Source organism: Pseudomonas baetica (assembly GCF_002813455.1).
In the GTDB taxonomy this organism is placed as follows: Bacteria; Pseudomonadota; Gammaproteobacteria; order Pseudomonadales; family Pseudomonadaceae; genus Aquipseudomonas; species Aquipseudomonas baetica.
In genome coordinates this window covers 1,578,068-1,592,056 of record NZ_PHHE01000001.1, presented here as the reverse complement: position 1 = coordinate 1,592,056, position 13,989 = coordinate 1,578,068, and the positions used below count along the sequence as shown (strand labels likewise).

16 protein-coding genes and 1 pseudogene are annotated in these 13,989 nt (G+C 58.2%); 8 read left to right on the top strand and 9 right to left on the bottom strand.

The genetic code is table 11. The features are described from left to right. Window positions 1-122: 122 nt before the first annotated feature. A complete protein-coding gene (locus tag ATI02_RS07345) occupies window positions 123-485 on the top strand; it encodes an NUDIX hydrolase (RefSeq protein WP_100845881.1) in 363 nt (120 codons plus the stop codon). Between the two features lie 3 nt (window positions 486-488). Here ATI02_RS07345 and ATI02_RS07340 read toward each other — a convergent pair whose 3' ends face one another. From ATI02_RS07340 to ATI02_RS07330, 3 genes are all read right to left on the bottom strand, one after another. After that, window positions 489-731, bottom strand: coding sequence for a DUF1652 domain-containing protein (locus ATI02_RS07340; protein WP_095187662.1), 243 nt, complete (start codon window positions 729-731; stop codon window positions 489-491). 110 nt (window positions 732-841) lie between these two features. Continuing rightward, the gene (locus tag ATI02_RS07335) at window positions 842-1,741 is read right to left on the bottom strand and encodes a polysaccharide deacetylase family protein (protein WP_100845880.1); all 900 of its coding nucleotides are present in this window, start codon (window positions 1,739-1,741) and stop codon (window positions 842-844) included. A gap of 131 nt (window positions 1,742-1,872) precedes the next feature. Then, a complete protein-coding gene (locus tag ATI02_RS07330) occupies window positions 1,873-2,820 on the bottom strand; it encodes an ABC transporter substrate-binding protein (RefSeq protein WP_100845879.1) in 948 nt (315 codons plus the stop codon). Between the two features lie 293 nt (window positions 2,821-3,113). Here ATI02_RS07330 and ATI02_RS07325 point away from each other — a divergent pair, with 293 nt between their 5' ends. The 5 genes and pseudogenes from ATI02_RS07325 to ATI02_RS07305 all read left to right on the top strand — a co-directional run. Then, window positions 3,114-4,100 carry an aliphatic sulfonate ABC transporter substrate-binding protein gene (locus tag ATI02_RS07325; RefSeq protein ID WP_100845878.1) on the top strand — a complete coding sequence of 329 codons (987 nt, stop codon included), beginning with the start codon at window positions 3,114-3,116 and terminating at the stop codon, window positions 4,098-4,100. 61 nt (window positions 4,101-4,161) lie between these two features. Then, window positions 4,162-5,004, top strand: coding sequence for an ABC transporter permease (locus ATI02_RS07320; protein WP_100845877.1), 843 nt, complete (start codon window positions 4,162-4,164; stop codon window positions 5,002-5,004). 47 nt (window positions 5,005-5,051) lie between these two features. Then, complete coding sequence (locus tag ATI02_RS07315) at window positions 5,052-5,732, top strand: SOS response-associated peptidase (RefSeq protein WP_095187657.1); 681 nt, start codon at window positions 5,052-5,054, stop codon at window positions 5,730-5,732. A 336-nt stretch (window positions 5,733-6,068) separates the two neighbouring features. Further along, complete coding sequence (locus ATI02_RS07310) at window positions 6,069-6,341, top strand: hypothetical protein (RefSeq protein ID WP_095187656.1); 273 nt, start codon at window positions 6,069-6,071, stop codon at window positions 6,339-6,341. A 106-nt stretch (window positions 6,342-6,447) separates the two neighbouring features. Continuing rightward, window positions 6,448-7,350 (top strand): annotated as a pseudogene (locus tag ATI02_RS07305) (IS4 family transposase); the annotation flags it as partial. Between the two features lie 97 nt (window positions 7,351-7,447). Here the strand turns inward: ATI02_RS07305 and ATI02_RS07300 are convergent. Continuing rightward, complete coding sequence (locus tag ATI02_RS07300; RefSeq protein WP_100845876.1) at window positions 7,448-7,762, bottom strand: branched-chain amino acid transport AzlD family protein; 315 nt, start codon at window positions 7,760-7,762, stop codon at window positions 7,448-7,450. Continuing rightward, window positions 7,759-8,457: an AzlC family ABC transporter permease gene (locus tag ATI02_RS07295; protein ID WP_100845875.1), complete on the bottom strand. Its 699-nt coding sequence runs from the start codon at window positions 8,455-8,457 to the stop codon at window positions 7,759-7,761. Before ATI02_RS07295 ends, ATI02_RS07300 begins: the two co-directional genes overlap by 4 nt. Window positions 8,458-8,590: 133 nt before the next feature. On the opposite strand from ATI02_RS07295, the gene ATI02_RS07290 reads away from it, so the two are divergent. Beyond that, window positions 8,591-8,977, top strand: a complete 387-nt coding sequence (locus ATI02_RS07290) for a DUF2784 domain-containing protein (RefSeq protein ID WP_095187653.1) — start codon at window positions 8,591-8,593, stop codon at window positions 8,975-8,977. On the opposite strand, the gene ATI02_RS07285 is transcribed toward ATI02_RS07290, so the two are convergent. Next, window positions 8,974-9,501 (bottom strand): DUF3087 domain-containing protein, encoded by a 528-nt coding sequence (locus ATI02_RS07285; protein ID WP_100845874.1) that lies wholly within the window; start codon window positions 9,499-9,501, stop codon window positions 8,974-8,976. The genes ATI02_RS07290 and ATI02_RS07285 overlap by 4 nt on opposite strands. A gap of 225 nt (window positions 9,502-9,726) precedes the next feature. On the opposite strand from ATI02_RS07285, the gene ppnN reads away from it, so the two are divergent. Next, window positions 9,727-11,100 (top strand): nucleotide 5'-monophosphate nucleosidase PpnN, encoded by a 1,374-nt coding sequence (ppnN, locus tag ATI02_RS07280; protein WP_095187651.1) that lies wholly within the window; start codon window positions 9,727-9,729, stop codon window positions 11,098-11,100. Between the two features lie 205 nt (window positions 11,101-11,305). On the opposite strand, the gene ATI02_RS07275 is transcribed toward ppnN, so the two are convergent. The 3 genes from ATI02_RS07275 to ATI02_RS07265 form a co-directional block, all read right to left on the bottom strand. Continuing rightward, window positions 11,306-12,715 (bottom strand): FAD/NAD(P)-binding protein, encoded by a 1,410-nt coding sequence (locus ATI02_RS07275; RefSeq protein ID WP_100848436.1) that lies wholly within the window; start codon window positions 12,713-12,715, stop codon window positions 11,306-11,308. 213 nt (window positions 12,716-12,928) lie between these two features. Further along, window positions 12,929-13,264 (bottom strand): hypothetical protein, encoded by a 336-nt coding sequence (locus ATI02_RS07270; protein ID WP_100845873.1) that lies wholly within the window; start codon window positions 13,262-13,264, stop codon window positions 12,929-12,931. A gap of 134 nt (window positions 13,265-13,398) precedes the next feature. Further along, window positions 13,399-13,962 (bottom strand): type II toxin-antitoxin system RelB family anti-toxin, encoded by a 564-nt coding sequence (locus tag ATI02_RS07265; protein WP_095187649.1) that lies wholly within the window; start codon window positions 13,960-13,962, stop codon window positions 13,399-13,401. Between the last annotated feature and the right edge of the window lie 27 nt (window positions 13,963-13,989).

Below are 13,989 nucleotides of genomic sequence, written 5' to 3'. Positions count from 1 at the left end.
CAAAGACCCGGCACTTTTCTTAAGAGCACAAGCTCCAACCCCCAAGGAACCTATAAACAAAGGCTCGGCTCGAATATTGCAGTTTTATTTCTATTTTGTGACAAGCAGTAAACAGGTAACAGATGAAAGTACGCGCGACCGTCATTTGCGAACAGGATCGACACATTCTCCTGGTGCGCAAACCCCGATGCCGCTGGACCTTGCCCGGCGGCAAAGTCGAGCCAGGGGAAACCCGAGCGGACGCTGCCGTGCGCGAGTTGCAGGAAGAAACCGGACTGGATGCCGACGGTGTGTTGTATCTGATGGAACTGCAAACCGGCGGCACGCGACATCACGTCTATGAGGCCTCGGTGACCAACATTGATCAAGTACGCCCGCAAAACGAGATAATCGATTGTATGTGGCACCCACTGAACACCGTACACAATCTGAACACCAGCGAGGCGACCTTGCGCATCGTCCAGGCCTTTCAACGGCGCTTGTAAGATTTAACCGGCAAACGCCCTGCGGCCCGCGCTCATTTCCGTGCGCAGTTCACCGATAAAGTTGGAGATGTCACGGACAGTGACGAGATGTTCCGGGGAAACGCCATTGAGCAGCAACTCGACCCGCCCACTCTCAGGCTCATACACCTTGATGCGCAGCAACCCTTGCTCCACTTGAGTGCAGTCGCACTTAAGTGCCGGGAAGCCGGATTCGACAATGCGGCAAATGTCGGCGATGGCAAGCATGGCGGACGCCTCGCAGGCGATGGGTCGATCAATCCAGACAGCATAGATGAGCGAGTGGCGCCCCGCTCGCCTCGAAAACGCCAACTCGATCACGTTTTTCGCACGACCCGTCAGTGCGCGCCATGATCCCAGATCCAGTTCCAGATGCCCGGCAACTGCACGTCCTGCGAACTTTGCTGAACGGTTCGGGCCAGGGCGGCCTTCTCCAATGCCGCGTGATCGTCATAGAACGGCTTGTCCGCCAGCCTTACGCCGGTGGCTGCGGCGCTATCGAGCAGGATTTGCAGGTATTCGCGAGTATGCCGAGCGGTATATCGATTGAGGTCATGAAAGGTCACCACCACCGGAATCACGCCATCCACCGTCGGAAATTCGCCGAGGGCAATGCGTTCCCGCACTTGCGAAAGCTGCAGCAGCATATTCGCCCGCCGCCGCGGGCTGGCATTGAAGCCCCAGATCTTGCCGTCATTGGCACTCAGATCCGTCAACAACACGTGCAAGCCATGCTGCTGATAGGCCGCGAAGGTGCGTTTGTCGAAGTTCCAGAATGGCGGGCGCAACAACGTCGGCTGCGCGCCGGTGATGGTGGCAATGTCGGCCGTGCCGTTGCGCAGCGACTCTTCAAGCTCCTGCGGATCGAGCGAGCGATGATTGGTGTGCCAGTGAGTCGCCGTGTGAAAGGCGAGGATATGCCCCTCATCGTGCTCGCGTCGCATGATGCTGCGGCCAATCTCACTGTTGCCGGCTCGCGGCGCACGGGTCTGGACGAAGAACACCGCTTTGATGCCCGGTTGCACGGGGTTGTCCTTGAGGCTGTCGAGCACCGCCGCCGATGGGTTCCAGAAACTCGAGGCGCTGGGGCCATCGTCGAAGGTCAGCAGAAAACGCACCGGGGCCTGAGCTCTCAGGCGTGTTTCGGTTTGCGCGGTCATTTCGACGGGCGCGGCGATGCAGCCGGCCAGTCCCAACACCATCGCCGCTGCACAAAGAAGTCTGAATCCGGATGTCATGTTTTGCCTTGAGCCTGACCACTGCGGTCATGTTGTCGATTGGCAAAACTCCCTCGCCTTTATCCATCCCTGCGCCCGGTTCTGCGAGCCGGAGTTGGATAAGGTACACAGGGTTTGGTTCCAGCGCTCGTTCAGTGAGCCAGTGCCCGCTGAAACGAGGTGTCGATAATCCCCGCCGTGGCCAGCGGTGCCGGCAAGGCTTTTACCTTAGACAGGAAGTCGGCAGTGCTTTGCAGGTCCGTCGCGGCCTGCTGATCAACCGGTCCGACGGTCATATGTGCCTGGCGCAGCCAGTGCCGCGAAACCTCCTGATCGAGATTGGCTTTTTTCGCCCACAGGTCAGCGTATTCGTCGGTGTGGCTATCGACCCACGCGCGCGCCTGCTTCACACGCGCGAGAAAATCGGCAATCGCTGCACGTTTGCTATCAATCGACGGTGCGGACGCCGCGATCGCGCTGAGGCCCGGCATCAGGTTCTTCGCGGTCAGGATCGGACGCGCACCGGAAAACACGATCTGCTGGGAAATGTACGGTTCCCACACCGGGAAGGCGTCAATGCTGCCCTGCGGTAAAGCGGCGGCGGCATCGATCGGCATCAGTTTGACAAAGTCGACGTAGTTCTCAGGCAAACCGCCCTGCTCCAGTGCGCGCAAAGTCAGTTGCTGGCTCCAGGCGCCCGGCCAGTAAGCGACTTTCTTGCCTTTGAGGTCGGCAATGGTTTTCACCGGCGAATCCTTCGGCACCAGCAACGCGATGGTGTCCGGGTTCTGCCGCGACACCCCGATCAGTTTCACCGGCGCCTGTTTCGCGGCGAGAAACAAAAAACCTGAATCACCAAGGAAGCCCAGATCCAGCGCTCCGGTTTGCAACGCCTCCGCCAGCGGAGCGGCCGCCTGGAAATGTTTCCAGTCCACCGTGTATGGCGCGTCTTTCAACACCCCCGAGGCTTCCACCGAGGCGCGAATGTTGTAGTAGTTCTGGTCGCCAACGTGCAAGAGCAAAGACTCGGCAGCATAAGAAAGCGGCGAGGCAAACAGTGCAGCGGTCAACGCATGGCGTAGGAGACGGGAAAGCTTCATGGCGAATCCTGCGAATGGAGAATGCATAGACCATAACGCTCTTAATTGACCACATTGAAATTCGATTAATGCATAAGCTCATCACTGCAGAGATCAAGTGTTTACCAGGCAACAGTGGCGCACCAGACTGTTGGCGCAGCAACACTGAAACCTCTATGAACCTCGCCTTAACCCTTGTAAAACGGGCTTTCGGCGTACATGGCACAGAGCCTGCAATATTCCATTCATGCAGGAAGCATTCGACAAAAATATCTTTTTGGACATAAGAAACTGTGCCTTTGCCGGAGCACCCCATGAAACTGTCACGTCCGTTTTTCCACCTCAAAACGCTGCTGGCCACCAGTGCGATGGTCTTGAGTCTGCAACCACTTGCTCACGCCGCCGAAACTGCCCCGGCGCAAGTCCACCTTGACTACGCCTATTACTCACCCGTCAGCCTGGTGCTTAAACACTTTGGTTTCCTCGAAAAAGCCCTGCCGCAAACCAAAGTCAGTTGGGTACTGAGCCAAGGTAGCAACCGCTCGCTGGAGTACCTCAACAGCGGCGGCGTCGATTTCGCCTCCAGTGCCAGCCTCGCCGCGGTGTTGAGCCGTGCCAACGGCAGCCCGATCAAATCGGTTTACGTTTACAGCCGCGCCGAATGGACCGCGCTGGTCGTACGCAAAGACTCGCCGTACCAAAGCATCGCCGACCTCAAAGGCAAGAAGATTGCCGCCACCAAGGGCACCGACCCGTATTTGTTTACCCTGCGCAGCCTGCAACAGGCCGGGCTGAAAAAGGACGACGTGGAACTGGTGCATTTGCAACATCCGGACGGCCGCACCGCGCTGGAAAAAGGCGATGTCGACGCCTGGGCCGGCCTCGATCCGCACATGGCGGCCAGTCAGGTGCAGGCTGGCTCGAGCCTGCTGTACCGCAACCCGGCGTTCAACAGTTATGGGGTGGTCAGCGTGACCGAGCAATACGCCAAGGAGCATCCGCAGACCATCGAAACCGTGATCAAGGCCTACGAGCAGGCCCGCGAATGGGCACTGAAAAACCCGGATGAATTCGCCAACCTGCTGGCCAAGGAATCCGGCCTGCCGCTGGACGTGGCCAAGCTCCAATTGTCGCGCACTGACCTGAGCACCCCGCAACTGACCGCCAGCGATGTCGTCGCCTCCAAAGCGGCCGCGCCGATTCTGGTTTCCGAAGAACTGGTGCGCCGTGGCGTGAATGTCGATCAAGTCATCGATCAATTGCTCGACAGTGGCGTGCAGCAAGCCGTCGCCCGCCAGTAATCGAACAGACTCATCCCGAATCCGCGCGCGTCGCGGATTCGTCGTGAGCGGAGCCCAAGCCATGACTACTCACAGCAAAGACCTGCCCGCGCCACTCGCCGTGCCGCGACGGCAGCCGTCTCCTCTCAACCCGACATGGCAACGGCGCTTCAAAGGCGTGGCCCTGCCGCTGCTGATTGTCGTCGCGCTGGAGATCATCGTGCGCATCGGCTGGCTGCCGTCCTATCAAATGCCGGCGCCGAGCGACATCGCCCTGACCCTCACCGACCTCGCCGAAGGCGCCTTGTGGAAACACATCGGCGCCAGCCTGATTCGCGTGCTGCTGGGTTTTGCCATCGGTGCCGGCCTCGCACTGGTGTTTGCCGCGTGGGTCGGTCTGAGCCGCGAAGCCGAGGCTTATCTGGAGCCGACCTTCGCCGCGTTGCGCTCGATCCCGAGCCTGGCCTGGGTGCCGCTGTTGCTGCTGTGGCTGGGCATCGACGAGACCTCGAAAATCGTCCTGATTGCCATCGGCGCGTTCTTTCCGGTGTACGTCAACGTGGTCGCGGCGATTCGCAACATTGATCGAAAACTGGTGGAAGTCGGCCATATCTGCGGCTTCAGCCGCCTGCAACTGGTGAGCCGGATTCTGCTGCCGGCGGCCCTGCCCGGCTTGTTCACCGGCCTGCGCAGCGGCATGAGTCTGGCGTGGATGTTTCTTGTCGCGGCCGAACTGATCGCGGCCACCAAAGGCCTGGGTTACTTGCTCAGTGACGGCCGTGAAACATCACGTCCAGACATCGTGCTGGCGGCGATCATCGTGCTCGCGTTGCTCGGCAAACTCAGCGACGGCTTGCTCGCCGCACTCGAACGGCGCTCGCTGAGATGGCGCGACACGTTCACTGGTCAGGACGCACAGGAGTAAGGCAAAGAGCCAACTACGCTGACATTATCCAACCGGAGATTCAGCCGATGTGCGGAAGACTCTCGCAGTACCGCGGCATTCACGACTTTGTCGCGGTGCTGAGCATTCCCGATGCGCTGATCAATCATGTCGGCGACGCTCCACTGGCGCGCTACAACGCCGCGCCGACCACTGCTCTGGCGGTTCTCCATCAGCACCAACAGCACCTGCATGCGGACAACCTGCGCTGGGGCTGGCGCCCGCACTGGGCAAAAGAGCGCCCTGCACCGATCAATGCGCGCGTGGAGAAAGTCGCCCACGGCGCGTTCTTTCGCGCGATCTGGCGTCACCGCTTGATCGTGCCCGTGGACAACTGGTTCGAATGGGTCGATACCGAGGAGAAAATCCGACAACCGTGGCTGATCCGTCGGGCGGATCGCGGGCCGGTTTTCTGCGCCGGGATCGGACAATTTCCGACACCGGGCACGGATGCCCGAGACCACGATGGTTTCGTGATCATCACTGCCGACAGCGTGGGCGGCATGCTTGATATTCATGATCGACGCCCGGTGGTATTCAACTCAGAGCTCGCAAGCGAATGGCTCGACCCCGCTACCCCCATAGAGCGCGCCGAGCAAATGCTGCTGTTCGAAGGGGAAGGCACTGAGGTGTTCGAATGGCACAAGGTCGACAAAGCGGTTGGCAATGCTCGCAATCAAGGCGCCGACCTGATCGCCAAATTCGCCTGAAAATTCACCTGCACTGCACGTTTATCCCTGTAGGAGCTGCCGCAGGCTGCGATCTTTTGATCTTCAACATGCAAGATCAAAAGATCGCAGCCTGCGGCAGCTCCTACTGGGTGATACGTGATCTTTACAGGAGGTGTTTCAGACCTGAGACAGCGTTGATGAAACAGTCGTTTGAGCGAACTAACCGCCTGTCTGACATTTCAACCGTCATACATACATTTAGATGCACTACGGATAGCATGCGCGCCGCATTTCCATTTGGCATACCAGTTGACCTGCGAGTCAACAAACAAGGAAATTCCCTACAACTCTTTTTAAGCCTTGCAGAGAACTAAGTTGCGCGACGATTTTGCAATCAATCGGGTGAACGGCCTGGAATGTATCTATCTGTCCATGACAGAACGCTTTCAACTCGACTGTTTTATCGGCCACTACATCAAGACCCGAAACCTGCGCTCAGTCCCGGACATCGAACGCATCTTGCGCACCACCCTCGAGGGATATCCCGGCCACGCGCCGGTAATGGTCAACGAGCTCAATGCCTGGATCGACAAAACGTTGGGTTACCGGGCAGCACACCCCGATTTCACCAAGCTGGAAGACCTTTGAAAGGCGAAAAGCCCCGCTTCTGCGGTAATGCTGCTCACTTAAGCATTTGAATCCTCGCCGGGCTTCTTCGAAAATCCGATGTCAGATCTCTGGCATCGGATTTTTTATGTCTGTTCAACAGGACTTGCTCGACCTCGGCGACCTTTTCAACTTCTGTGACTTGAGCACATTCACTCAAAATATTCCCATCGAGTGGGTCGCGTCTGCGCTGGATCTGTCCAGCCAGGCCACTATCCGACGGCGTCGCTTGCCTGCCGACCAAGTGCTCTGGCTGGTGCTCGGCATGGCATTGTTTCGCGACGAGCCCGTTCATGAGGTCGCCCGACGTTTGAACATCTGCGCCCAAGGTCTGGCTTCTGACCATCTATTGGCCCGTAGCGGTGTAACCGAAGCCCGCAAGCGGCTGGGGGCCGACCCGGTTGAGTGGTTGTTTCGCAAAACGGGTACTCAATGGGGCGCGCAGCGCTATCCCGATGATGCCTGGCAGGATCTGCAAGTATTTGCAGTCGATGGTGCGCTTCTGCGCACGCCGGATACACCGGAGTTGCGAGACCATTTCGGTTCTGGAAACACCTCGACCGACCGCCAGACTCCCTTTCCCATGCTGCGCCTGGTGGCGCTGATGAATGTGCGTTCACACCTGATCCTGGATGCACAGCTTAGCCCTTACCGACGCAGCGAAATGCGTCTGGCCGATGAGTTTTTGCAGCAGATCCCCGACCACTCCGTGACGCTGTTCGATAAAGGGTTCTGGAGCGCCGATCTCATGCTCAGCCTGAGCGGCGACGGCAGTCACCGTCATTGGCTGATTCCGGCAAAAAAGGGATTGGTTTGCGAGGAGGTAGCCCGTTACAACGAGCATGATCGTTTGGTGCGTATGAACGTGTCGCCGCAAGCCAGAAAGCGAAATCCGACTCTTCCTACACACTGGGAGGCGCGTGAAGTCAGTTATGAAATTCAAGGCAAAGTAAAAACAGTCATGACGTCGTTGCCGGCCAAGATCTACACTCTTCCTCGGTAGGCTCATCTACCTCTTCGGTCGTCATGTCCACCTCGCTTTATCGAAAACAATCATCTTTCAAGCGTAGAACATTTTTCTTGCCGGCTTACAACCACCAGCGCAGTAAAAAGAAAACCGCCATACTCAACAACATGCTCAGCAACGTACTGCGCGTGTACACCACCAGTCCAATCGCCACCAGCGAACTAAGCAAATACGGGTTATCCCACTGCAAGTTCAACTGTTTCTCCGGCAGGAACACGATAGGGCCGCAAATTGCCGTCAACATTCCAGGCACCGCAAAGCCCAGGAACTGCCGGGCATTACTGCTTAACCGCAGCGGCAAACGCGGTTCCAGAAAGACATAGCGGTTGAGGAACACCAGAATCCCCATCCCGACAATCACTGCCCAGACCATCATGTGCGCCCCCGATACAGCTTGTTGCAAACAAATCCCGCGGTCATCCCGGCCAGCCCCGCCAGCACCAGCGCCGAACCCCACTGCCAATAACTGAACAGCACCGAGCAAAACAACGACACCGCCACACAGACCACCGTCGGTACGTTGCGCACCACCGGCGTGATCAGCGCAATGAAGGTCGCCGCAATCGAGAAGTCCAGGCCCAGGTGCTCAAGCCCCGGAATGCTGCTGCCCAGAACAATCCCGGCGAGCGTAAACAGGTTCCACGCGATGTAGAACGTCAGGCCAACCCCCAACGCATACCAACGATTGAACTGCTGACGGTCGTGCTGGCTGGTCAACGCAAACAGTTCATCGGTGAGGAGAAAACCCAAGCCGATGCGCCAGCGGCCCGGCAGCGGCGAAATCACCGAGCGCATGCTCATCCCGTACAACAAATGCTGCGAAGTCAGCAGCACGGTGGTCAGCAGAATCGAGAAAATCCCGGCACCGCCCTTGAGCATGCCGATCGCCACCAGTTGCGCGGCGCCGGCAAAGACAATGCTCGACAAGCCCTGGCCTTGCAGCGGCGTGAGATTGGCTTCGATCGCCATGGAACCCGCCAGCAAGCCCCACGGCGCGGTGGCCAGGGACAGCGGCATGATCGCCGCGGCGCCACGAAGAAACGCACTGCGCGGCATAAGTGAGTCAGACATAACGCTCTTCAACCTGGGGAAACGGTCGACGACTGTGCCAGTAGACAGCCGGTTCTGGCTTGAACAATCTTGCGCAATTGTCCATGCCCTGCGCGTAACATAGCGTTCATCACAAACGCGTCAGGGAGACGACATGCTGTACCGAATCGCAGCCGACGGGCTGGTGCTGTTTCATCTGCTGTTTATTCTGTTCGTGCTGTTCGGCGGGCTGCTGGTGCTCAAGTGGCCACGGCTGATGTGGCTGCATTTACCCGCTGCCGCGTGGGGCGTTGCGGTTGAGGTATTACATCTGACCTGCCCGCTGACCTACTGGGAAAATCTGATGCGCCACGCCGCCGGGCAAACCGAATACGCCGGCGGCTTCATCGAGCATTACATCTGGCCGGTCATCTACCCGGCGGGTCTGACCCCAGAGATCCAACTGGTGTTGGGCAGTGTGGTGCTGGCGGTCAATCTGTTGGTATACGGACGGTTGATCCGCTCGTGGAAGCTGCGCCGGGCGAGCCGCATTCCGTTTTAACGCGAAACGGGTTTCAAGGCTTGCAGCCACGCCGGATCAAGGCGTGGCTGGTCAATGTCCAGACCCAGTGCCTGCATCCGCTCCTTATGCTGCTCGACTTCCCGATGCAATTGCGCATGATCGCTGGAGTTGCCGTCCAACTCATGCATTTGCGTCAAACCCAAGTGATAGAAGCGCAACACCTTCATCGCCGTCGGATCATTCTTCCCCACCGCCGCCGTCACCTGGTGCATCACATTGGTCACGCTCATCAAATTGCGCTTGAGCCGCCAGCTATATACCGCCGGAGCCATCCAGGTCTGACTCCAGAAACGTCCGCGCAACAACGCTGCCGTGAGCAGGAACGCCACAAACACGCCGCCGACATTGAACCGCAGATTATCGCCGCCGGGTTCGCCAAACAGCGCCACCGCCGCCGTTGAAAACAACATCGCCAGCAGCAAAAACAACACCGCAACAATCAGCGTGCTGCGCCGGGTCTGCTGGCGAAAGGTGACGGCGTCCATCGGCTGAATCTCGAACATCTGTAATGACTTCCTTGAGCGAGAAAAAAGGTGCAATGCAAAAACAGGCCTGCGCATTATCGCCTTACCGAGGGATTTAGCTATGCTGGGGCTCCTTTTCATCTTTTCAGCGTCCAACGGGGACATGGCGGTACAGCGCAGATCGTGCCATCTTCATTCATGGATACACACTATTCGGATGCCATCCGCCTGGTTTGGGAATGACATCGTTTTAAGGATCATTGCATGACCCAACGACACGTAATCAACGCCTCGGTCAGCCCCAAAGGCAGCCTGGAAACCCTTTCTCAACGTGAAGTTCAGCAACTGAGCGAAGCCGGATCCGGCAGCACCTACACCCTCTTCCGTCAGTGCGCCCTGGCCATCCTCAATACCGGCGCCCATGTGGATAACGCCAAGACCATCCTTGAAGCCTACAAGGATTTCGAAATCCGCATTCACCAACAGGATCGCGGTGTGCGCCTGGAGCTGTTGAACGCCCCGGCCGATGCCTTCGTCGACGGCGAAATGATCGCCAGCACCCGGGAAATGCTGTTCAGCGCCCTGCGCGACATCGTCTACACCGAAAACGAACTCGACAGCCAGCGCATCGACCTCAGCACCTCGCAAGGCATCAGCGACTACGTTTTTCATCTGCTGCGCAACGCCCGCACCCTGCGCCCCGGCGTCGAGCCGAAAATCGTCGTGTGCTGGGGCGGCCATTCGATCAACACCGAAGAATACAAATACACCAAGAAAGTCGGCCACGAACTGGGCCTGCGCAGCCTCGACATCTGCACCGGCTGTGGCCCCGGCGTAATGAAAGGCCCGATGAAAGGCGCGACCATCGCCCACGCCAAACAGCGCATTCACGGCGGTCGCTACCTGGGCCTGACCGAACCGGGCATCATCGCTGCCGAAGCGCCGAACCCGATTGTCAATGAACTGGTGATCCTGCCGGATATCGAAAAGCGTCTGGAAGCCTTCGTCCGCGTTGGCCACGGCATTATCATTTTCCCGGGCGGCGCCGGTACCGCTGAAGAGTTCCTCTACCTGCTGGGCATTCTCATGCACCCGGACAACGCCGGCCTGCCGTTCCCGGTGATCCTGACCGGGCCGAAGCACGCGGCGCCGTATCTGGAGCAACTCGACGCTTTTGTCATCGCCACCCTTGGCGAAGCGGCCAAGCAACACTACGAAATCATCATCGACGATCCGGCCGAAGTAGCCCGTCAGATGACGACGGGTCTGAAAGTGGTGAAGCAGTTCCGCCGCGAACGCAACGATGCGTTTCACTTCAACTGGCTGTTGAAAATCGACGAAGGCTTCCAGCGCCCGTTCGATCCGACCCACGAAAACATGGCCGACCTCAAACTGCACCGCGACCAGCCACCCCATGAACTGGCGGCCAACCTGCGCCGGGCGTTCTCCGGAATCGTTGCCGGTAACGTCAAGGACAAGGGCATTCGCCTGATCGAAGAACACGGCCCGTATCAGATCCGCGGTGACGCAGCGATCATGCAACCGCTGGACGCGCTGCTCAAAGCCTTCGTCGCCCAACACCGCATGAAACTGCCGGGCGGCGCGGCGTATGTGCCGTGTTATCGAGTGGTCGCGTAAGCTTTCAGCCACCCCACAATCCCATTGTGGGAGCGGGCTTGCTCGCGAAGAGGCCGTGTCAGCCAATTAACGGTTGACTGACCCACCGCTTTCGCGAGCAAGCCCGCTCCCACAGGTTTCAGCGTTGTCACAAATCACGTATACGACGCAGACACTGTGGGAGCGGGCTTGCCCGCGAAGAGGCCCTGATCAGCAACCTCAATCCTCAGCCCTGCTCAGCACCCAATCGCACCGCCAACGCCTTCGCCTGTAACGCCACATCCGTCACTGCCGTACTCTCCCACCACATTCCGCGCAACGGCGGGCCCATGGCGAACAACCGATTCGCTGCCTGCCCGTGTTCGTTCAGCACTGCACCATCAATCGCAGCCGCGATCCCCAACGCCAACGGCCCCGGTCGCACCAATCCCCGCGCCAGCAACTGCTGCGGCAACGGTCGCGCCACCCGACGCCAGTCATACTCGATGCCACTGGAGTTGATCAGCGCAGCGCCATGAACGACACCGGTTTCAGCCTCACCACGGCGCCGAATGCGAATACTCACACCATCCTCAATGCACGTCTCAAGCCCTTTGAAAGAAGCCGCCTGAATCCGCAAGCGCCCTTCGCCCTGCAACCGCTCGACCAACTGCGCACTCAGCGGTGGCGAACGGTGGTGATGACTTTCCCACCACGGCCGCACATGGCGTACGAATTGTCGACGCTGAACGTCAGTCGCCTGACTCCAAAGTCGCCCGATGTGTGCACGCACCGTGTCCAGCGGCGCCTGCCAATCAATGCCCTGAGCGATGGCCTCACGGCAATGCCGACGCACTTCACGCAGCAATTGTCGGGGCGAGCGAATGCTGTGATCCTCAGCAAGGAAGTCCACCCAAAACGGCGGTTGCCGCCGTACATGGGGCAGCAAGCCGTGACGGGAAAACACTTCGATCGGCCCGCGATGCCCGGCCTGCTCCAGCGAAACCACGGCATCCACCATGGTCAGGCCAGAGCCGATGATCAGCACCGTCGATTGCGGATCGAGTTGGCTCATGGCCGCGACATCCCACGGATCGAGGGCGGCGGCATTGAGGCCGCTGGATTGTTTTTGCGGGGTGCGTGCGGCGGGAAACATGCCAGTGGCGAGTACTGCGAATGCGCCACGTAAAAGTTGACCGTCACTTAACGTCAACTGCACCGAATCCGCGTCGGATTGCAGGTCGACGACTTCTGTGCAGAGATGCTCAACGGTCGAACCCCACTGCTCGCCGACCTTCCGCGCTTCGGCTAGACGCTGCTGTACATAGACCCCGAACAATCCGCGGGGCGGGAACAATTCACTGACGGACACCTGCTGCTCGCTAGACTCGGGCCATCCACCCGCTGCAATGTACTCAGTCAGCCATTGCGTCAGATCATCGGGATTATCCGGATCGACACTCATCCGCGCCGCGTTGCCATTGAGCGTATGGCCCAGTTCAACCGCGCTATACGCTTCGCCCCGACCCAGTTCGGCATGCGGCTCAATGATCAGGATTTTTCGCTGACCCGGCAAGCGCAGCAATTGCGCCGCCAGCATCGTGCCGCTGAGGCCGCCGCCGATGATCAGGATGTCTGCTTGTTTTTTTAGAACCATGGAACGTTCTTTTGACGTGCCGTTCATGCCGCTCTCGTTATTCGATTTCTGCCGCTGTCGCGCCAGATTAATCATTTGAGAAGGGAGAATGAAAGCATCAGAAACGTTTACGGCAAACGCAGCAAAAAGATCGCTACCTGCAGGAAACAAACTTTGTAGAAACTAAAATAGGCCCCGGCAGCTGAGGCCTATACCTCTAGAAGACAGTTTGTATCAATGGAAAATATTGTAGAAAACGGATTCCGATTCGTTTTCATTTTCGTGAATGTCATAGATCAGGTAACAAAGCTCCTTGCTCGAGCCGAGCAAGTCCAGCAACTTCGCCTTGGGAATGAGAACCTGGTATTTACTTCCCACTGGCTCAAAAGATTGCTGTTCCGCCAAGAGATGTAGCTTTCCCTGATTTTTGGCATAGACCTCAACTCTAGAGGCATGTTCTATATAAGAAGAAACCTCAATAATCGCCGTTGCACCCTGAGCAGGAACGTCCGACAGTTTGATTTCTCCATTTTCCGCTTCTTTAATTATTAGTGCTTTCAAGCGTGCCATATCCAACTCCTTCTTTATGTTTATGCGTGCACCAAGACGAGGCACGCGATATGGATTTGGCACTCAACGTACTTTTCTGTCTACTGTCAGAAATTACAGGTTCAACCTCTTTCCCGACGAACGGCATTCGGCAATCAAATCACCACATTACGAACAAACCGCGTCGCCACTTCCCCATCATTGCGATAGGCGTGCGGCTGGTTGCTGGCGAACATGAAGAACTCGCCCGCGCTGATGTGCTGCGGTTGCTCGCCAAGCATTAACGTCAGACAGCCTTCGAAGACATAGATCTGCTCACTCCAGCCATCGGCATCCGGTTGCGAGGGGTAGACCTCGCCTGGTTGCAGACACCACTCCCATTGCTCGACTTCGCGGGTCGCGCTGGCTTTTGACAGCAATACCGCTTTGCTGCCGGGAATCACGCCGGCCCACGCCACCTCGTTGATCCGGCTCGGATCACGGGCGTCGGACGCCTGAATCAAGTCGCTGAAGGCAACGTCGAGCGCTTCGGCAACGCGATCAAGGGTGGTCAGGCTGACGTTTTTTTCACCCGCCTCGATCGCCACCAGCATGCGCCGACTGACCCCGGACTTTTCCGCCAGTGCGGTCTGGCTCATGTCGGCGGCATGGCGCAGACGCCGGACATTCTGGCTGACGTGTTGGAGGACGGAGGCTCGTTGACTGGAATCTTTGTGCACTATATTGCTCACTCGCTGGGGCTGGGC

Bases quoted from the DNA above. Each gene is read 5' to 3' on its own strand.
- ATI02_RS07315 (WP_095187657.1), top strand. From the start codon at position 5,052: ATGTGCGGAAGACTCTCGCAGTACCGCGGCATTCACGACTTTGTCGCG.
- ppnN (WP_095187651.1), top strand. From the start codon at position 9,727: ATGACCCAACGACACGTAATCAACGCCTCGGTCAGCCCCAAAGGCAGC.
- ATI02_RS07290 (WP_095187653.1), top strand. From the start codon at position 8,591: ATGCTGTACCGAATCGCAGCCGACGGGCTGGTGCTGTTTCATCTGCTG.
- ATI02_RS07330 (WP_100845879.1), bottom strand. From the start codon at position 2,820: ATGAAGCTTTCCCGTCTCCTACGCCATGCGTTGACCGCTGCACTGTTT.
- ATI02_RS07285 (WP_100845874.1), bottom strand. From the start codon at position 9,501: ATGTTCGAGATTCAGCCGATGGACGCCGTCACCTTTCGCCAGCAGACC.
- ATI02_RS07275 (WP_100848436.1), bottom strand. From the start codon at position 12,715: ATGGTTCTAAAAAAACAAGCAGACATCCTGATCATCGGCGGCGGCCTC.
- ATI02_RS07345 (WP_100845881.1), top strand. From the start codon at position 123: ATGAAAGTACGCGCGACCGTCATTTGCGAACAGGATCGACACATTCTC.
- ATI02_RS07320 (WP_100845877.1), top strand. From the start codon at position 4,162: ATGACTACTCACAGCAAAGACCTGCCCGCGCCACTCGCCGTGCCGCGA.
- ATI02_RS07340 (WP_095187662.1), bottom strand. From the start codon at position 731: ATGCTTGCCATCGCCGACATTTGCCGCATTGTCGAATCCGGCTTCCCG.
- ATI02_RS07270 (WP_100845873.1), bottom strand. From the start codon at position 13,264: ATGGCACGCTTGAAAGCACTAATAATTAAAGAAGCGGAAAATGGAGAA.
- ATI02_RS07295 (WP_100845875.1), bottom strand. From the start codon at position 8,457: ATGTCTGACTCACTTATGCCGCGCAGTGCGTTTCTTCGTGGCGCCGCG.
- ATI02_RS07325 (WP_100845878.1), top strand. From the start codon at position 3,114: ATGAAACTGTCACGTCCGTTTTTCCACCTCAAAACGCTGCTGGCCACC.
- ATI02_RS07300 (WP_100845876.1), bottom strand. From the start codon at position 7,762: ATGATGGTCTGGGCAGTGATTGTCGGGATGGGGATTCTGGTGTTCCTC.
- ATI02_RS07335 (WP_100845880.1), bottom strand. From the start codon at position 1,741: ATGACATCCGGATTCAGACTTCTTTGTGCAGCGGCGATGGTGTTGGGA.